Below are 14,738 nucleotides of genomic sequence, written 5' to 3'. Positions count from 1 at the left end.
TGCCTGGGCGCGGGTTTCGCGTGTGGCGGGCGCCGGGCGGGAACGGCACGGCGCCGTCAGCGACGGGCCAGCGCGGCGAGTTCCTGCCAGGAGTTGGCATTGTAAAACGCACGCTCGTCGCGAAACTCGACTTCGACCGTCGTGTGGCGTGCGTACCACGCACGCACCTTGCGGTCGCCGGCCGCGAGCCGGGCGGCCAGGTCGTCGGCCAGCGACGTGCGCAGCAGCGCGAACGTCGGCTGCGGCGAGCGCATCTGCTGCGCGTCGACGGTGATCGCCATCGCGATGTCGGCCTGCTGCGCGTCGAGCGCCGCATGCAGCCGCGCGACGAGGTCGGCAGGCAGATAGGGCGTATCGCATGGCGAGCACGCGAGCAGCGGCGCGCGCGCCGCGCGCATGCCGGCAAGCAGGCCCGCGAGCGGCCCGGGGAAGTCGGGCGTTTCGTCGGCGACGATGCGTGCGTCGAACGGCGCACCGAGTTCGGCATAGCGATCGGCATGGCGATTCGCGCTGATCAGCGTCTCGTCGACCTGCGGCGACAGCCGGCGCAGCACGTGCAGCGCGAGCGGCGTACCGTCGAGCAGTTGCAGGCCCTTGTCGACGCCATCCATGCGGGTGGCGCGCCCGCCTGCGAGCAGCAGGCCGGCGATCGACGGAGTGGCGGGAGCGGGCATCGTGCGTGGGCGCGAAGAGCGGCGTGCGTCAGCCGCCGATATACGACATCTCGACGCGCTTGCCGGCGCCGTCGGGCGCGGCGTCGGACGATGCGCTGCCGCGCAGCTGCGAATAGCGGTCGGTGCGTGCCTGCCAGATGCGGGCGATCGCGGTCGCGATATCGGCATCGCTCGCGCCGCCGCGCACGAGCGCGCGCAGGTCGTGGCCCGTCGACGCGAACAGGCACAGGTACAGCTTGCCTTCGGTCGACAGCCGCGCGCGCGTGCAATCGCCGCAGAAGGCCTGCGTGACGCTCGAGATCACGCCGATCTCGCCGCTGCCGTCCGCATAGCCCCAGCGCTGCGCGGTTTCTGCCGCCGTGTGAGGCTCGAGCGGCACGAGCGGGAAACGTTCGGCGATACGCGCGACGACCTCCGCCGACGGCAGCACCTCGGTCATGTTCCAGCCGTTCGACGTGCCGACATCCATGTATTCGATGAAACGCAGGATCACGCCGGTGCCGCGGAACCGCTCGGCCATCGGCAGGATCTCGCTGTCGTTGGTGCCGCGCTTCACGACCATGTTGACCTTGACCGGCGCGAGGCCCGCGGCCTGCGCGGCGAAGATGCCGTCGAGCACGTCGGCGCTCGCGAACTCGGCATCGTTCATGCGCTTGAACAGCGTATCGTCGAGCGCATCGAGGCTGACCGTGACGCGCGTGAGCCCGGCGTCCTTCAGCGCGCGCGCCTTGCGCGCGAGCAGCGAGCCGTTGGTCGTCAGCGTCAGGTCGAGCGGGCGGCCGGCGTGCGTCGTCAGACGCGCGAGCCGCTCGATCAGGAATTCGAGGTTCTTGCGCAGCAGCGGCTCGCCGCCCGTGATGCGGATCTTCTCGACGCCGTGGGCGACGAAGACGCGCGCCACGCGCTCGATTTCCTCGTGCGTGAGCAGCGCGCTGTGCGGCAGGAACGGGTAGTCCTTGTCGAAGACCGCGCGCGGCATGCAGTACACGCAGCGGAAATTGCAGCGATCCGTCACCGAAATGCGCAGGTCGCGCAGCGGCCTGGCGAACGTGTCGGCCAGCGTGCCGTCGGGGGCATGCGCGACGCCGGAGACGTCCGGCATCCCGCTGACGTTGGCGAGAGGAATGATGCGTCGGGACATGTTGGAAGAAGTGCGAACCAGACTGCTATTTTAGCCGCAACCGGCCGGCGGGGCCGGTGGGCGGAAACCCGCAGCGCGGACATAAAAAAAGCCCGCCGGAGGCGGGCTTTTCCTGGTCGTGCGATGCGCCGTTCAGTGGTGCGTCGTTTCGACCTGCTGCATCGGGGCCGTATCGGCCGGCGGCAGCACCTTGCGTTCGCGCGGCACGCGGGCCGGGCGCGGGAGTCGCGACGCGGCTTCCTGCGCGGCCGCGAACTTGTCGGCGTCCGTGTTCACCCAGACGAGACCGGCCTGCTCCAGCACGACATCCAGGCTCGCCGAAGCGGGCGCGGCTGCCGGTTGCGCGGGGGCGGGAGCCGGGGCCGGTGCCGGTGCAGCGACGGCCTCGGCCGGTGCTGCCTCGACAGGCGCCTCGATCGCCGCCGGAGCGGCTTCGATCGCGACGGCCGGTGCGGCCGGCTCGACGGGCGCGGCTTGCGGAGCCTCGACAGCGGCCGGAGCGGCTGCCGGCACTTCGAACGCATCGGTCGGCGACACCGCGACCGGCGCCGGACCCGCTTCCTCGACTGCCGGTGCGACCGGTGCCGGTTCTGCTGCCTGAACGGCGACGGCGGGCTCGACCGGGGCGGCCGGAGCCGCTTCGGCATGTGCCGGCGCCGGCTGCGCTTCGACAGCGGCCGGTGCGGCATGCTGCTCGGCGACGGCTTCCACGGCGACCGCACTTGCCACGGCTGCGACGACTGCCGGTGCGGCCGTGTGGGCCGGTTCGGCTGCGACCGGCGCGTTCGGCGTTACGGCTTGCGCTGCGACTTCGCTTTCGCCTTCGGCGCCTTGCTCGGTCTGGTCGACTGCGCCATCTTCCTCGCGCTCGCGACGACCGCCGCGGCGGCCGCGACGGCGACGGCGACGTTCTTCGCCGTCACGTGCGCTGGCTTCCGCATCGGCTCCCAGTTCCGCGCCGGGCAGGGCTTCCGCAACAGCCTTGTCGGTTTCCGATTCCGGATGGTTTTCGCCGCGAGTGACGGTTTCGAGCGTGGCCGCATGCTGGGTCGGCTTGCGGCGTTCGCCGCGCTCGCGACGCTCGCCGCGCTCCTGGCGCTCGCCACGGCCGGTGGCTTCGACGCCTTCCGGCTGCTCGACACGCTCGCGCGGTTCGCGGTTTTCGCGCGGTTCGCGCGGCTCACGGCCTTCACGCGGCTCGCGACCTTCGCGCGGTTCGCGCGTGCCACGGCCCTCGCGACCCTCACGGTTTTCGCGACCTTCGCGGTTTTCCCGGCCTTCACGCAGTTCACGACCCTCGCGCGGCTCACGGCCTTCACGCGGTTCGCGCACTTCCTTGCCTTCGCGTTCCTGGCGCTGCGGCTGGCCACGGCCTGCGGCTGCGTGGTCGCGGCCGCCCTGCGCCTGCTGGGCGCCGCTGCGGCGGTTGCGATTGCGATCGCCGCCGCGCTGCTCGGTCTTTTCGGTGCGCTCGCGAGCCGGACGGGCTGCCTGCTCCTTCGCCGGGGCCGGTGCGACCGGTGCGGGCGCCGGTGCCTGCGATACGCCGAACAGACCTTTCAGCCAGCCGATGAAGCCACCGCTTGCCGCGGCGACGGGGGCGGGCGCGGGTGCCGCAACCGGCTCGACCGGACGCTGCGGCGCGCTCGGCGCCGGACGCTCGGGCGTGATGCCCTTGACCGCGGCTTCCTGCTTCGGCTTCACTTCGGCCGCACGCTTGCTGTAGCCGGTTTCCGACTCGAGCTCGCGGGCTGCTTCCTCGGCCATCTTCCAGGACGCGCGCGGATCGTCGAGGCGTGCGTCGTCGTGACGCAGGCGCTCGAGCTTGTAGTGCGGCGTATCGAGGTGCTTGTTCGGGATCAGCACGATGCCGACCTTGAAGCGCGACTCGATCTTGTTGATTTCCTGACGCTTTTCGTTCAGCAGGAAGGCGGTCACCTCGACCGGCACCTGGCAGTGGATCGCCGCGGTGTTTTCCTTCATCGCTTCTTCCTGAATGATCCGCAGGACCTGCAGCGCGGACGATTCGGTATCGCGGATGTGGCCGGTGCCGTTGCAGCGCGGGCACGTCACGTGGCTGCCTTCCGACAGCGCCGGACGCAGGCGCTGGCGCGACAGCTCCATCAGGCCGAAGCGGGAGATCTTGCCCATCTGGACGCGCGCACGGTCGTGCTTGAGCGCGTCCTTCAGGCGTTGCTCGACTTCACGCTGGCTCTTCGCCGATTCCATGTCGATGAAATCGATCACGATCAGGCCGCCGAGGTCGCGCAGCCGCAGCTGGCGGGCGACTTCGTCGGCCGCCTCGAGGTTCGTGCGGGTGGCCGTTTCCTCGATGTCCGCGCCCTTGGTCGCGCGGGCCGAGTTCACGTCGATCGCGACGAGCGCTTCGGTGTGGTCGATCACGATCGCGCCGCCGGACGGCAGCGGGACCGTGCGCGAGTACGCGGTTTCGATCTGGTGCTCGATCTGGAAGCGGGAGAACAGCGGCACGTCGTCGTGATAGCGCTTCACTTTCGCGACGTTGTCCGGCATCACGATGTCCATGAAGGCACGGGCCTGATCATGGATTTCGTTCGTGTCGATCAGGATTTCGCCGATATCGGGCTGGAAATAGTCCCGGATCGCGCGGATCACGAGGCTCGATTCCAGATAGATCAGCATAGGCTGGCCGGCGTTGCCGCTTTGCGAGGCGGCCTCGATCGCGCGCCACAGTTGCAGCAGGTAGTTCAGGTCCCACTGCAGTTCCTCGGCGCTGCGGCCGATGCCCGCGGTACGGGCGATCATGCTCATGCCGTCCGGAATCTGCAGTTGCGCCATCGTTTCGCGCAGTTCCTGGCGCTCGTCGCCTTCGATCCGGCGCGACACGCCGCCGCCGCGCGGGTTGTTCGGCATCAACACGAGGTAACGGCCGGCGAGCGAGATGAAGGTGGTGAGGGCGGCGCCCTTGTTGCCACGCTCTTCCTTCTCGACCTGGACGATCAGCTCCTGGCCTTCGCGCAGGGCATCCTGAATGCGCGCGGAGCGCATGTCGATGCCATCCTTGAAGTACTGGCGGGCGACTTCCTTGAACGGCAGGAAGCCGTGGCGGTCTTCGCCGTAGTTGACGAAGCACGCTTCGAGCGACGGCTCGATACGGGTGATGACACCTTTGTAGATATTGCCTTTGCGCTGTTCGCGCCCGGCGGTTTCGATGTCGATGTCGATGAGCTTTTGCCCATCGACGATGGCGACGCGCAGCTCCTCCTGCTGCGTCGCATTGAACAGCATGCGTTTCATGAACGACTCCAGGCGGCTCCGCTGCCGACGCCTCGCGGTTGTCAGGCGCGAGGGCGGGAACGACGACAGGCCGCACCTTGTTGTGTTGTCACGAGCACGCTGGAGCGGGAACGCTGGCGGGGAGAATTGCCTGAAGAGGCGCTTGGGCCCGAAAGACGGGGCCGGCGGCCATAGGGCACCTGCGAATACGGCTTCAAAGCACGGCGTTCACACACCGCACGCTGCAAAAGCGCGCTAAGCCTGATCCGGGCATTGCCACGGGCGCGCGCAATGCGTCGCGCGCGCCGACGGGCGGCAGATGCTGCGGCTTGGGCCGCAGCGGGGAGTATCGAATCCAGCCCGACTTTCCCGCTTGGGGTGTACTTCCCTGGTTTGACGTCGCCAAGCCCCGCACGCTTCGCGGGGCCAAATCAGGCGCAACGCCGTAATTTTCGCAACCGGCAGCCTGCGGACACACTTCGCGCCGTCGGGCTACCGATCAAATTCTTTTCAACCAACTTTCCGTTACCGCGGCGCCTTGCCGACCGAATCCGCCTGTGGGCGCGATCCTTGCCGACGGGCGGCGCCGTGCGTGCAACTTGCTGCTTCTCTTTGATTAGGGGCGAGCAGCGGACCCCCGGCGCAAGTAAAATAGCAGTTTGCGCTTGCGCCTTGCCCAATTCAGCCGGGGCCGGCCGATCAGGCCACCCACAACGTCAGGCTGGGCAAAATTATATTCAGTATGAATGAGTTAGGCAAAATATCCCAGAATTCGGTCGCAAGCGGCCAGGTATCGATGATCGAGATCGACGAAAACTCGGCCGGTCAGCGGATCGACAATTTTCTGTTGCGCGTCTGTAAAGGCGTGCCGAAAAGCCATATTTACCGGATCCTCCGCAGCGGCGAAGTGCGCGTCAACAAGGGCCGGATCGACGCGCAGTACCGCCTGGCGCTGGGCGACCTCGTTCGCGTGCCGCCGGTGCGCGTGGCGGCGGCCGACCTCGCGCGCGCCGACACGCCGGTCGTGCCGCCCGCGAATTTCGACGTGCTGTACGAGGACGACGCGATGCTCGTCATCGACAAGCCGGCCGGGGTCGCGGTCCACGGGGGCAGCGGCGTCGCGTTCGGCGTGATCGAGCAGATGCGCCAGGCGCGCCCGCGTGCGAAATTCCTCGAACTGGTGCACCGGCTCGACCGCGAGACGTCCGGAATCCTGATGCTCGCGAAGAAGCGCACGGCGCTGGTGGGCCTGCACGAGCAGATCCGCGAGAACCGGATGGACAAGCGCTACTTCGCGTGCGCTCACGGCGAATGGCAGCCCGACTGGGGCCGGCGCCGCGCGGTGAAGGCGCCGCTATTCAAGTATTCGACCCCGGAAGGGGAGCGCCGCGTGCGCGTGCAGGACGACGGGCTGGCGTCGCATACGGTGTTCAACCTCGTCGACCGCTGGTCCGACTATGTGCTCGTCGAAGCGGAACTCAAAACGGGTCGGACCCATCAGATCCGGGTGCACCTCGCGCATCTCGGCCTGCCGATCGCCGGCGACGCCAAGTACGGCGATTTCGCACTGAACAAGGCGCTGGCGCGCGCGAACGCGCAGCCGTCGCTGAAACGGATGTTCCTGCATGCGCACCGGCTGCGGCTCGCTCATCCGCTGACCGGCGAGGCGCTGCAGTTCGATGCGCCGCTGCCCGCCGAATGCAGGCGCTTTCTCGATCAACTCAGCGCATTGCGCGATACCGCCTGAACCGCATGGCTCGACAGCAATTTGACCTGATCGTCTTCGACTGGGACGGCACGCTGATGGATTCGACTGCGCACATCGCGCACAGCATCCAGGCCGCTTGCCGCGATCTCGGCCTGCCCACGCCGTCCGACGAGGCTTCCCGTTACGTGATCGGCCTCGGCCTGCGCGATGCGTTGCAGATCGCCGCTCCGACCCTCGATCCGTCCGACTACACGCGGCTCGCCGAGCGCTACCGCTATCACTATCTGCTCGACGACCAGCGCATCGCGCTGTTCGCCGGCGTGCGCGAGCTGCTCGCCGAGCTGCGCGACACGGGCTACCTGCTCGCCGTGGCGACCGGCAAGGGGCGCGTCGGGCTGAACCGCGTGCTCGACCAGTCGAAGCTGACGAGCTGGTTCGATGCGACGCGCTGCGCGGACGAAACGTTCTCGAAGCCGCATCCGGCGATGCTGCACGAGTTGTCGCGCGAATTGGGGCAGGATCTGTCGCGCACCGTGATGATCGGCGACACCACGCACGACCTGCAGATGGCCGCCAGTGCCGGCGCGGCCGGCGTGGGCGTGGCGTACGGCGCGCACACGGCCGATGCGCTGGCGGCGCTCACGCCGCGCTTCGTCGCGCCGGACGTCGGCGCGCTGGCCGCATGGCTGCGGGAGCACGCGTGAGCGCGGCGCCGCAGGCCGTGCGTGTGTGCGCATCGGACGCGCTGACCGACGGCGGCGCCGGCGTGCGCGTCGACGCGACGCTGCGCGGCGAGCAGGCCGTCGTGTTCTTCGTGCGCTACGACGGCCGCGCCTACGGCTACCTGAACCGCTGCGCGCACGTGCCGATGGAGCTCGACTGGGCCGAAGGGCAGTTCTTCGAGTCGTCGGGCCTCTATCTGATGTGCGCGACGCACGGCGCGATCTATGCACCGGATACCGGCAAGTGCGTCGGCGGCCCGTGCCGCGGCGGCCGCCTGCGCCCGGTCGAGGTCGACGAGCGCGACACGCCCGACGGCCGTGCGGTATTCTGGGTGCCCGATGCCGATCTGCATCCTGCCACTCCCGCCACTCCCGCCACGACCGACTGACGACACCACTGCATGGCCGACCAACCGAATTCCCCGGATTCCTCCTCCCGTCCCGACAACCGTGAACCGAGCTGGGAGCGCGCGGCGCTCGAGCGGATCGCGCTCGCGGCCGTCAAGGAGCAGCGCGCGGCACGGCGCTGGAAGATCTTCTTCCGCTTCGCGTTTCTCGGCGTGTTCGTGCTGCTCGCGTTCGCGCTGATCGATTTCTCGAGCGATTCGAAGTTCTCGTCGAGCGGGCGGCATACGGCGCTCGTGACGATCGACGGCGAGATCGCGGCCGGCGTCAACGCGAACGCCGACGACATCAACACGGCGCTCGACGCCGCGTTCGACGACGATGGCACGGCCGGCGTCGTGCTGCGGATCAACAGCCCGGGCGGCAGTCCGGTGCAGGCCGGCATGGTCTACGACGAGATCCGGCGGTTGCGCGGCAAGTATCCGGACAAGCCGCTGTACGTCGTCGTGACCGACATGTGCGCGTCGGGCGGCTATTACATCGCGTCCGCGGCCGACAAGATCTTCGTCGACAAGGCGAGCATCGTCGGGTCGATCGGCGTGCTGATGGACGGGTTCGGCTTCACCGGGCTGATGGGCAAGCTCGGGGTCGAGCGGCGCCTGCATACGTCGGGCGAAAACAAGGGCTTCTACGATCCGTTCTCGCCGGAAACGCCGAAGATGGACGCGCACGCGCAGGCGCTGCTCGACCAGGTGCATGCGCAGTTCATCAAGGCCGTGAAGGATGGCCGCGGCAAGCGGCTGCACGAGACGCCCGACATGTTCTCGGGCCTGTTCTGGACCGGCGAGAAGAGCGTCGAGCTCGGGCTCGCCGACGGCTACGGCACGACCGACACGGTCGCGCGCGACGTGCTGAAGGCGCCGGATCTGGTCGACTACACGGTGAAGGAAAGCCTGACGAATCGGGTCGCGCGCAAGTTCGGCGCGGCCGTCGGGGGCGCCGCGATGAAGGCGCTGACGGCCGGCGGCGCGTCGGTCAGCCTGCGCTGACGGCTGACCGACGACGGCAGTAATCGGTGGGCCGAAATGGCCCGCCTTTCACTTTCATCGGTCAGCCGATCGCCGGTCGCGGCATCAGTTCGCGAGCAGCAGGAAGATCGCGGGGCGCTTGTGCAGATTCGGCGCAGGCGCCTTTTTCCAGTCCATCACCGTGCGGCTCGCGATCGTCTCGGTCGGGAGGGTCAGGTCGGCCGCGACGCAGATCTGCGTCGACGGCGCGCAGGTCGCGACCAGCGTGTCGAGCATCGCGTGATTTCGGTACGGCGTTTCGATGAAGATCTGCGTCTGGCGCGCCTTGCGCGACAGTTGCTCGAGTTCGCGCAGACGCTTCGCGCGCGCGGCCGCATCGACCGGCAGGTAGCCATTGAACGCGAAACTCTGGCCGTTCAGGCCCGACGCCATCAGCGCGAGCAGGATCGAACTCGGCCCGACCAGCGGCACGACCTTCACGCCGCGCTCGTGCGCGCGGCGCACCAGCAGCGCGCCGGGGTCGGCGACGGCAGGACAGCCGGCCTCCGACACGAGGCCGGCGTCCGCGCCGGCCAGTACGGGCGCGAGCAGCCGGTCGATGGCGCCGCCCGGCGTATTGACGTTCAGTTCGCTGATCTCGATTTCCTGGATCGGGCGCGTCGTGCCGATCTTCTTCAGAAACGCGCGGGTCGTTTTCGCGTTTTCGCCGATGTAATAGCCGAGCGTGCCGGCGCGCGCCTGCACGGCGGCGGGCAGCACGGCGGCGAGCATCGATTCGTCGCCTTCGCCGAGCGTGTTCGGGACAAGATAAAGCGTGCCGGCGGTCATGCGCGGTCTCCTCGGGTGATTGCAAACAGCGGGTAGTCGGCGGCGCGCAGCATCCGCGTGAGGGCGATCAGCGGCAGGCCGACGAGCGCGGTCGGGTCGTCCGAATCGATCGCGTCGAGCAGGGCGATGCCGAGCCCTTCGGATTTCGCGCTGCCGGCCACGTCGTACGGCGTTTCCGCGCGCAGGTAGGCGTCGAGCTCGGCTTCGGGCAGCGAACGGAAGCGCACGTGCGTGACGATGTCCTCGATCTGCGCATCGTCCGTACGGCTGTCGTACAGGCAGAGTGCGGTGTGGAATTCGACTTCACGGCCCTGCATCGACACGAGTTGCGCAAGCGCGCGCTCATGCGTGCCAGGCTTGCCGATCTGGTGCCCGTCGAAGGTCGCGACCTGGTCCGACCCGATCACGAGGACGCCGTCCGGCGCGTCGATCGTCGCGGCCACGGCGCGCGCTTTCGCGCCGGCGAGACGCAGCGCGGTCGCGGCCGGCGTTTCGCCGGCGAGCGGGGTTTCGTCGAGGTCGGGCGACACGACGTCGAACGGTACGCCGAGGCGCTCGAGGAGCGCGCGGCGATAGCGGGAACTGGAGGCAAGAATCAGCCGCGGCGGGCGGCAAACGGTATCCGGCATGGTCGGTTGGGTCGGTGAATCGTCAGGTGGGGCGCGGCGTTGCGCGGACGCAAGCTTAAGTGATTGACCGCAAAAGGTAAAACAGGTATGCTTTCCCGCTTTTCGTCGGCAGGCTTTCGTTGTGGTGGCGCCTGCCGGGTCTTCGGAAGTAAAGTACGTCATCCTTCGATGAGCCGTACGCGAGCGGTGCCAAGCCGGATCCCGCAAGTCAGCCTGTAGGCAGGAGCGCACATGAACACTTCTTCTGGCAAACCTGCAGCGGCCCTCGATCCGCATGCGGTCGACCTGTTCGAGTTCGCCCGCAGCGGGCGGCAGGCAGCCGGGGCGGTGCGCCTCTCGCAGCTGCCGCGCATGTTAAACGAAGTGCCGACGGACGCGCCGGATCGCGACACGGTCTTCACGTGGCAGGCGGAAGGGTTCACGCAGAAGGAGTTGCAGGACGACGGCGCCGACGGGCAGCAGCCGTATCTGCGCCTCGCGGTGCACGGCCATGCGTGGCTCACGTGCCAGCGCTGCGTGACGCCGTACGACCAGACGTTCGACGTCGACATGACGTACCGGGTCGTCGCGACCGAAGAAGAAGCCGAGGAATTTCCGCTCGACGACGATGAAGCCGATGTGATCGTGGGCTCACGCCAGTTCGATCTCGTCGACTTGATCGAAGAGGAATTGCTGCTTTCGTTGCCGCTCGTGCCCAAGCACGAGGTTTGCCCGGCAGTTCACGAAAGCCTCGTGTCGGGCGCGAGCGGTCCCGTGGAAGAGGCGGACGAGGAGTCCGACGAAGCCGGGGACGAAGGCAAACGGCCGAATCCGTTCGCAGCGCTGCAAGCGTTGAAGAAGGACGGTGACGGCACCAAGAAACATTAAGCAGTTGTGGCGCGGGAAGGCGTAAGGGCTTTGGGCCAGGGTAGTTAAGCGCCGGATCGGGCTGTGTTAGAATCCGGAAAATTATTTAGGAGTTAGTCATGGCAGTCCAGCAAAACAAGAAGTCGCCGTCGAAGCGCGGCATGCATCGTTCGCACGATTTCCTGACGGCAGCGCCGCTGGCAGTCGAGCCGAGCACGGGTGAAGTGCACCTGCGTCACCACGTCAGCCCGAACGGCTACTATCGCGGCAAGAAAGTCGTCAAGACGAAGAACGACTAAGCGTCAAGTCACGCGTTGCGCGCTACGTTCGCCGTTCGCGTGACAACTGGTTCGCTTGACACTTTCCTGGCTCAACAAAAAGGCGGCATTCAACTGCCGCTTTTTTGTGCCTGAAATTCGTCGCATTCCATGACCGTAAAGCTCACAATCGATTGCATGGGAGGCGACCACGGCCCGTCCGTGACCGTTCCCGCGGCAGTCAAGTTCGTCCGCGCGCATCCCGATGCGCACCTGATGCTCGTCGGCATCGAAAGCGCGATTCGCGCTCAGCTGAAGAAGCTGAAAGCCCTCGACGATCCCGCGTTGACCATCGTGCCCGCCACCGAAATCGTGGCGATGGACGACCCTGTCGAAGTGGCGCTGCGCAAGAAGAAGGATTCTTCGATGCGCGTGGCGCTCAACCACGTCAAGGAAGGCGCGGCGCAGGCCTGCATTTCGGCCGGCAACACCGGCGCGCTGATGGCCGTTTCCCGTTACGTACTCAAGACGCTGCCCGGCATCGAGCGGCCCGCGATCGCGTTCGCGCTGCCGAACCCGACCGGCTACACGATGATGCTGGACCTCGGCGCGAACGTCGACTGCGAGCCGCAGCATCTGCTGCAGTTCGCGGAGATGGGGCACGCGCTCGTGGCCGCCCTCGAAGGCAAGGAGCGCCCGACGATCGGCCTGCTGAACATCGGCGAAGAGGTCATCAAGGGCAACGAGACGATCAAGCGCGCAGGCGAGCTGCTGCGCGCCAGCACGCTCAATTTCCGCGGCAACGTGGAAGGCAACGACATCTACAAGGGCACCGTCGACGTGATCGTCTGCGACGGCTTCGTCGGCAACGTCGCGCTGAAGACGTCCGAAGGGCTCGCGCAGATGCTGTCGGACATCATCCGCGAGGAGTTCGGCCGTTCGCTGATGTCGAAGCTGATGGCGCTGCTCGCGCTGCCCGTGCTGATGCGTTTCAAGAAGCGCGTCGACCACCGCCAGTACAACGGCGCTGCGCTGCTGGGGCTGAAGAGCCTCGTGATCAAGAGCCACGGTTCGGCCGACGCCTACGCGTTTGAGTGGGCGATCAAACGCGGGTATGATGCCGTCAAAAACGGGGTGCTGGAGCGCCTCACGCGCGCGATGGCGGATAATTCAGTGTCGCTCGGCGATGGCGAGCACGACGCGGGCGGCGCGGGCCATGCAAGCCCGGCCGCAGGCCATCACGCCGAACCTTCCGCTGCGCAATCCTCTAAAGCATAAATGGCCCAATCGACTCTCTATTCCCGCGTGCTCGGCACGGGCAGCTACCTGCCGCCCGACCGCGTCACCAACCAGCAGTTGACCGATCGTCTCGCGAAGGAAGGCATCGAGACGAGCGATGAATGGATCGTGGCGCGCACGGGCATCCATGCGCGCCATTTCGCCGCACCCGACGTCACGACGAGCGATCTCGCGCTCGAGGCGTCGCGTCGTGCGATCGAAGCGGCCGGTATCGATCCGCAGTCGATCGACCTGATCATCGTCGCGACTTCGACCCCCGATTTCGTGTTCCCGAGCACCGCGTGCCTGCTGCAGAACAAGCTCGGCATCAAGAACGGCGGTGCGGCATTCGACGTGCAGGCCGTGTGTTCGGGCTTCGCGTATGCGATGGCGACGGCCGACAGCTTCATCCGCAGCGGCCAGCACCGTACGGCGCTCGTGATCGGCGCGGAGACGTTCTCGCGCATTCTCGACTTCAAGGACCGCACGACCTGCGTGCTGTTCGGCGACGGCGCGGGCGCGGTGATCCTGTCCGCATCGGAAGAGCCGGGCGTGCTCGGCAGCGCGCTGCACGCGGACGGCAGCTACTCGAACATCCTGTGCACGCCGGGCAACGTCAATCGCGGCGTGATCGACGGCAGCGCGTTCCTGCACATGGACGGGCAGGCCGTGTTCAAGCTCGCGGTCAACGTGCTCGAAAAGGTCGCGATCGAAGCGCTCGCGAAGGCGAATCTCGCGCCCGAGCAAATCGACTGGCTGATTCCGCACCAGGCCAACATCCGCATCATGACCAGTACCTGCCGCAAGCTCGGCCTGCCGCAGGAGCGCATGGTCGTGACGGTCGACCAGCACGGCAATACGTCGGCCGCGTCGATCCCGCTGGCGCTCGACGTCGCGGTGCGCGACGGCCGCATCCAGCGTGGCCAGCACGTGCTGATCGAAGGCGTCGGCGGCGGCTTCACCTGGGGCGCGTCGGTCTTCCGCTTCTGATCCGCAGCGCGCGATTGCCGCGCGCGGATCCCGTCGGCGCGCCGTTCGTGCGCGCCGTCCGAATCGATTCAATTGGGGACGATATGAAATTTGCATTCGTTTTTCCGGGGCAGGGCTCGCAGACGATCGGCATGCTCAACGCATTCGCCGATCTGGCCGTTGTACGCGAGACGCTCCAGGAAGCGTCCGATGCACTCAATCAGGATCTCGGCAAGCTGATCGCCGAAGGTCCGGCCGAAGAGCTGAATCTGACCACCAACACGCAGCCCGTGATGCTGACCGCGGCGTACGCGTGCTACCGCGCGTGGCAGCAGGCAGGCGGTCCGGCGCCGTCGATCGTCGCCGGCCACAGCCTCGGTGAATACACGGCGCTCGTCGCGGTCGGCGCGCTCGCGTTCAAGGACGCGGTGCCGCTCGTGCGCTTTCGCGCGCAGGCGATGCAGACGGCCGTGCCGGTCGGCCAGGGCGGCATGGCCGCGATCCTGGGCCTCGACGACGACACGGTGCGCGCGGTGTGCGCCGAAGCCGCGGAAGCGGGCGTCGTCGAAGCGGTGAACTTCAATGCGCCCGCGCAGGTCGTGATCGCAGGCAGCAAGGCCGCGGTCGAAAAGGCGTGCGAAATCGCGAAGGCGAAGGGCGCGAAGCGTGCGCTGCCGCTGCCGGTGTCGGCGCCGTTCCATTCGTCGCTGCTCAAGCCGGCGTCGGACCAATTGCGCGACTATCTCGCGAACGTCGACGTGAAGGCGCCGCAGATTCCGGTCATCAACAACATCGACGTCGCCGTGGTCGGCGATCCGGCCGCGATCAAGGATGCGCTGGTGCGCCAGGCCGCGGGCCCGGTGCGCTGGGTCGAGTGCGTGCGGCACATCGCGGGCACGGGCGTCACGCACGTGATCGAATGCGGTCCGGGCAAGGTGCTCGCCGGCCTGACGAAGCGCATCGACGCCAACCTGACGGGTGCGTCGGTGTTCGATCCGGCTTCGCTCGACGAAGCGCTCAAGCTGGTGACCGCCTGACGCGGCGCCTTTTCCCAAGCA

Annotated in this window: 14 protein-coding genes; 9 read left to right on the top strand and 5 right to left on the bottom strand. The window is 67.5% G+C overall.

The genetic code is table 11. The features are described 5' to 3' along the window. Positions 1 to 56: 56 nt before the first annotated feature. From mobA to HWX09_RS03915, 3 genes are all read right to left on the bottom strand, one after another. Positions 57 to 674, bottom strand: coding sequence for a molybdenum cofactor guanylyltransferase MobA (gene mobA, locus HWX09_RS03925; RefSeq protein ID WP_027783918.1), 618 nt, complete (start codon positions 672 to 674; stop codon positions 57 to 59). Positions 675 to 702: 28 nt separating this feature from the next. Then, complete coding sequence (gene moaA, locus HWX09_RS03920; RefSeq protein WP_027783919.1) at positions 703 to 1,815, bottom strand: GTP 3',8-cyclase MoaA; 1,113 nt, start codon at positions 1,813 to 1,815, stop codon at positions 703 to 705. 132 nt (positions 1,816 to 1,947) lie between these two features. After that, positions 1,948 to 5,091 carry an Rne/Rng family ribonuclease gene (locus tag HWX09_RS03915; RefSeq protein ID WP_027783920.1) on the bottom strand — a complete coding sequence of 1,048 codons (3,144 nt, stop codon included), beginning with the start codon at positions 5,089 to 5,091 and terminating at the stop codon, positions 1,948 to 1,950. A gap of 721 nt (positions 5,092 to 5,812) precedes the next feature. On the opposite strand from HWX09_RS03915, the gene HWX09_RS03910 reads away from it, so the two are divergent. Genes HWX09_RS03910 through HWX09_RS03895 form a run of 4 tightly spaced genes read left to right on the top strand, consistent with a single transcriptional unit; the run spans position 5,813 to position 8,894 of the window. Further along, positions 5,813 to 6,817, top strand: a complete 1,005-nt coding sequence (locus HWX09_RS03910) for an RluA family pseudouridine synthase (protein WP_027783921.1) — start codon at positions 5,813 to 5,815, stop codon at positions 6,815 to 6,817. Between the two features lie 5 nt (positions 6,818 to 6,822). After that, the gene (locus tag HWX09_RS03905; protein WP_027783922.1) at positions 6,823 to 7,482 is read left to right on the top strand and encodes an HAD-IA family hydrolase; all 660 of its coding nucleotides are present in this window, start codon (positions 6,823 to 6,825) and stop codon (positions 7,480 to 7,482) included. Next, positions 7,479 to 7,889 (top strand): Rieske 2Fe-2S domain-containing protein, encoded by a 411-nt coding sequence (locus HWX09_RS03900; RefSeq protein WP_027783923.1) that lies wholly within the window; start codon positions 7,479 to 7,481, stop codon positions 7,887 to 7,889. Before HWX09_RS03905 ends, HWX09_RS03900 begins: the two co-directional genes overlap by 4 nt. Before the next feature lie 12 nt (positions 7,890 to 7,901). After that, positions 7,902 to 8,894 (top strand): S49 family peptidase, encoded by a 993-nt coding sequence (locus HWX09_RS03895; protein ID WP_027783924.1) that lies wholly within the window; start codon positions 7,902 to 7,904, stop codon positions 8,892 to 8,894. Between the two features lie 84 nt (positions 8,895 to 8,978). Here HWX09_RS03895 and HWX09_RS03890 read toward each other — a convergent pair whose 3' ends face one another. Both HWX09_RS03890 and HWX09_RS03885 read right to left on the bottom strand, forming a co-directional pair. Beyond that, positions 8,979 to 9,701 carry an SAM-dependent methyltransferase gene (locus HWX09_RS03890; protein ID WP_027783925.1) on the bottom strand — a complete coding sequence of 241 codons (723 nt, stop codon included), beginning with the start codon at positions 9,699 to 9,701 and terminating at the stop codon, positions 8,979 to 8,981. Further along, on the bottom strand, positions 9,698 to 10,330 hold the full coding sequence (locus tag HWX09_RS03885) for a Maf-like protein (protein ID WP_027783926.1): 633 nt from the start codon (positions 10,328 to 10,330) through the stop codon (positions 9,698 to 9,700). The genes HWX09_RS03890 and HWX09_RS03885 overlap by 4 nt, the downstream gene beginning before the upstream one ends. A gap of 231 nt (positions 10,331 to 10,561) precedes the next feature. Here HWX09_RS03885 and HWX09_RS03880 point away from each other — a divergent pair, with 231 nt between their 5' ends. The 5 genes from HWX09_RS03880 (at position 10,562) to fabD (ending at position 14,717) form a co-directional block, all read left to right on the top strand. Next, entirely contained in the window at positions 10,562 to 11,197 is a 636-nt protein-coding gene (locus HWX09_RS03880; RefSeq protein WP_027783927.1) for a DUF177 domain-containing protein, read from the top strand. Positions 11,198 to 11,295: 98 nt separating this feature from the next. Further along, positions 11,296 to 11,475: a 50S ribosomal protein L32 gene (gene rpmF, locus HWX09_RS03875; protein ID WP_006051932.1), complete on the top strand. Its 180-nt coding sequence runs from the start codon at positions 11,296 to 11,298 to the stop codon at positions 11,473 to 11,475. A 129-nt stretch (positions 11,476 to 11,604) separates the two neighbouring features. Beyond that, positions 11,605 to 12,711, top strand: coding sequence for a phosphate acyltransferase PlsX (gene plsX, locus HWX09_RS03870; RefSeq protein ID WP_027783928.1), 1,107 nt, complete (start codon positions 11,605 to 11,607; stop codon positions 12,709 to 12,711). Next, on the top strand, positions 12,712 to 13,701 hold the full coding sequence (locus HWX09_RS03865; protein WP_027783929.1) for a beta-ketoacyl-ACP synthase III: 990 nt from the start codon (positions 12,712 to 12,714) through the stop codon (positions 13,699 to 13,701). It abuts the gene before it with no gap. An 83-nt stretch (positions 13,702 to 13,784) separates the two neighbouring features. Next, entirely contained in the window at positions 13,785 to 14,717 is a 933-nt protein-coding gene (fabD, locus tag HWX09_RS03860) for an ACP S-malonyltransferase (protein ID WP_027783930.1), read from the top strand. Positions 14,718 to 14,738 lie beyond the last annotated feature (21 nt).

This window comes from Burkholderia sp. BCC1208 (assembly GCF_902833095.1).
In the GTDB taxonomy this organism is placed as follows: domain Bacteria; phylum Pseudomonadota; class Gammaproteobacteria; order Burkholderiales; family Burkholderiaceae; genus Burkholderia.
This window is presented reverse-complemented; position numbering and strand designations above follow the sequence as displayed.

Excerpts from the sequence above, each read along its gene's own strand:
- rpmF (WP_006051932.1), top strand. The coding sequence starts at position 11,296 with ATGGCAGTCCAGCAAAACAAGAAGTCGCCGTCGAAGCGCGGCATGCAT.
- HWX09_RS03895 (WP_027783924.1), top strand. The coding sequence starts at position 7,902 with ATGGCCGACCAACCGAATTCCCCGGATTCCTCCTCCCGTCCCGACAAC.
- plsX (WP_027783928.1), top strand. The coding sequence starts at position 11,605 with ATGACCGTAAAGCTCACAATCGATTGCATGGGAGGCGACCACGGCCCG.
- HWX09_RS03910 (WP_027783921.1), top strand. The coding sequence starts at position 5,813 with ATGAATGAGTTAGGCAAAATATCCCAGAATTCGGTCGCAAGCGGCCAG.
- HWX09_RS03885 (WP_027783926.1), bottom strand. The coding sequence starts at position 10,330 with ATGCCGGATACCGTTTGCCGCCCGCCGCGGCTGATTCTTGCCTCCAGT.
- HWX09_RS03865 (WP_027783929.1), top strand. The coding sequence starts at position 12,712 with ATGGCCCAATCGACTCTCTATTCCCGCGTGCTCGGCACGGGCAGCTAC.
- mobA (WP_027783918.1), bottom strand. The coding sequence starts at position 674 with ATGCCCGCTCCCGCCACTCCGTCGATCGCCGGCCTGCTGCTCGCAGGC.
- HWX09_RS03880 (WP_027783927.1), top strand. The coding sequence starts at position 10,562 with ATGAACACTTCTTCTGGCAAACCTGCAGCGGCCCTCGATCCGCATGCG.
- HWX09_RS03915 (WP_027783920.1), bottom strand. The coding sequence starts at position 5,091 with ATGAAACGCATGCTGTTCAATGCGACGCAGCAGGAGGAGCTGCGCGTC.
- moaA (WP_027783919.1), bottom strand. The coding sequence starts at position 1,815 with ATGTCCCGACGCATCATTCCTCTCGCCAACGTCAGCGGGATGCCGGAC.
- HWX09_RS03905 (WP_027783922.1), top strand. The coding sequence starts at position 6,823 with ATGGCTCGACAGCAATTTGACCTGATCGTCTTCGACTGGGACGGCACG.
- HWX09_RS03890 (WP_027783925.1), bottom strand. The coding sequence starts at position 9,701 with ATGACCGCCGGCACGCTTTATCTTGTCCCGAACACGCTCGGCGAAGGC.
- fabD (WP_027783930.1), top strand. The coding sequence starts at position 13,785 with ATGAAATTTGCATTCGTTTTTCCGGGGCAGGGCTCGCAGACGATCGGC.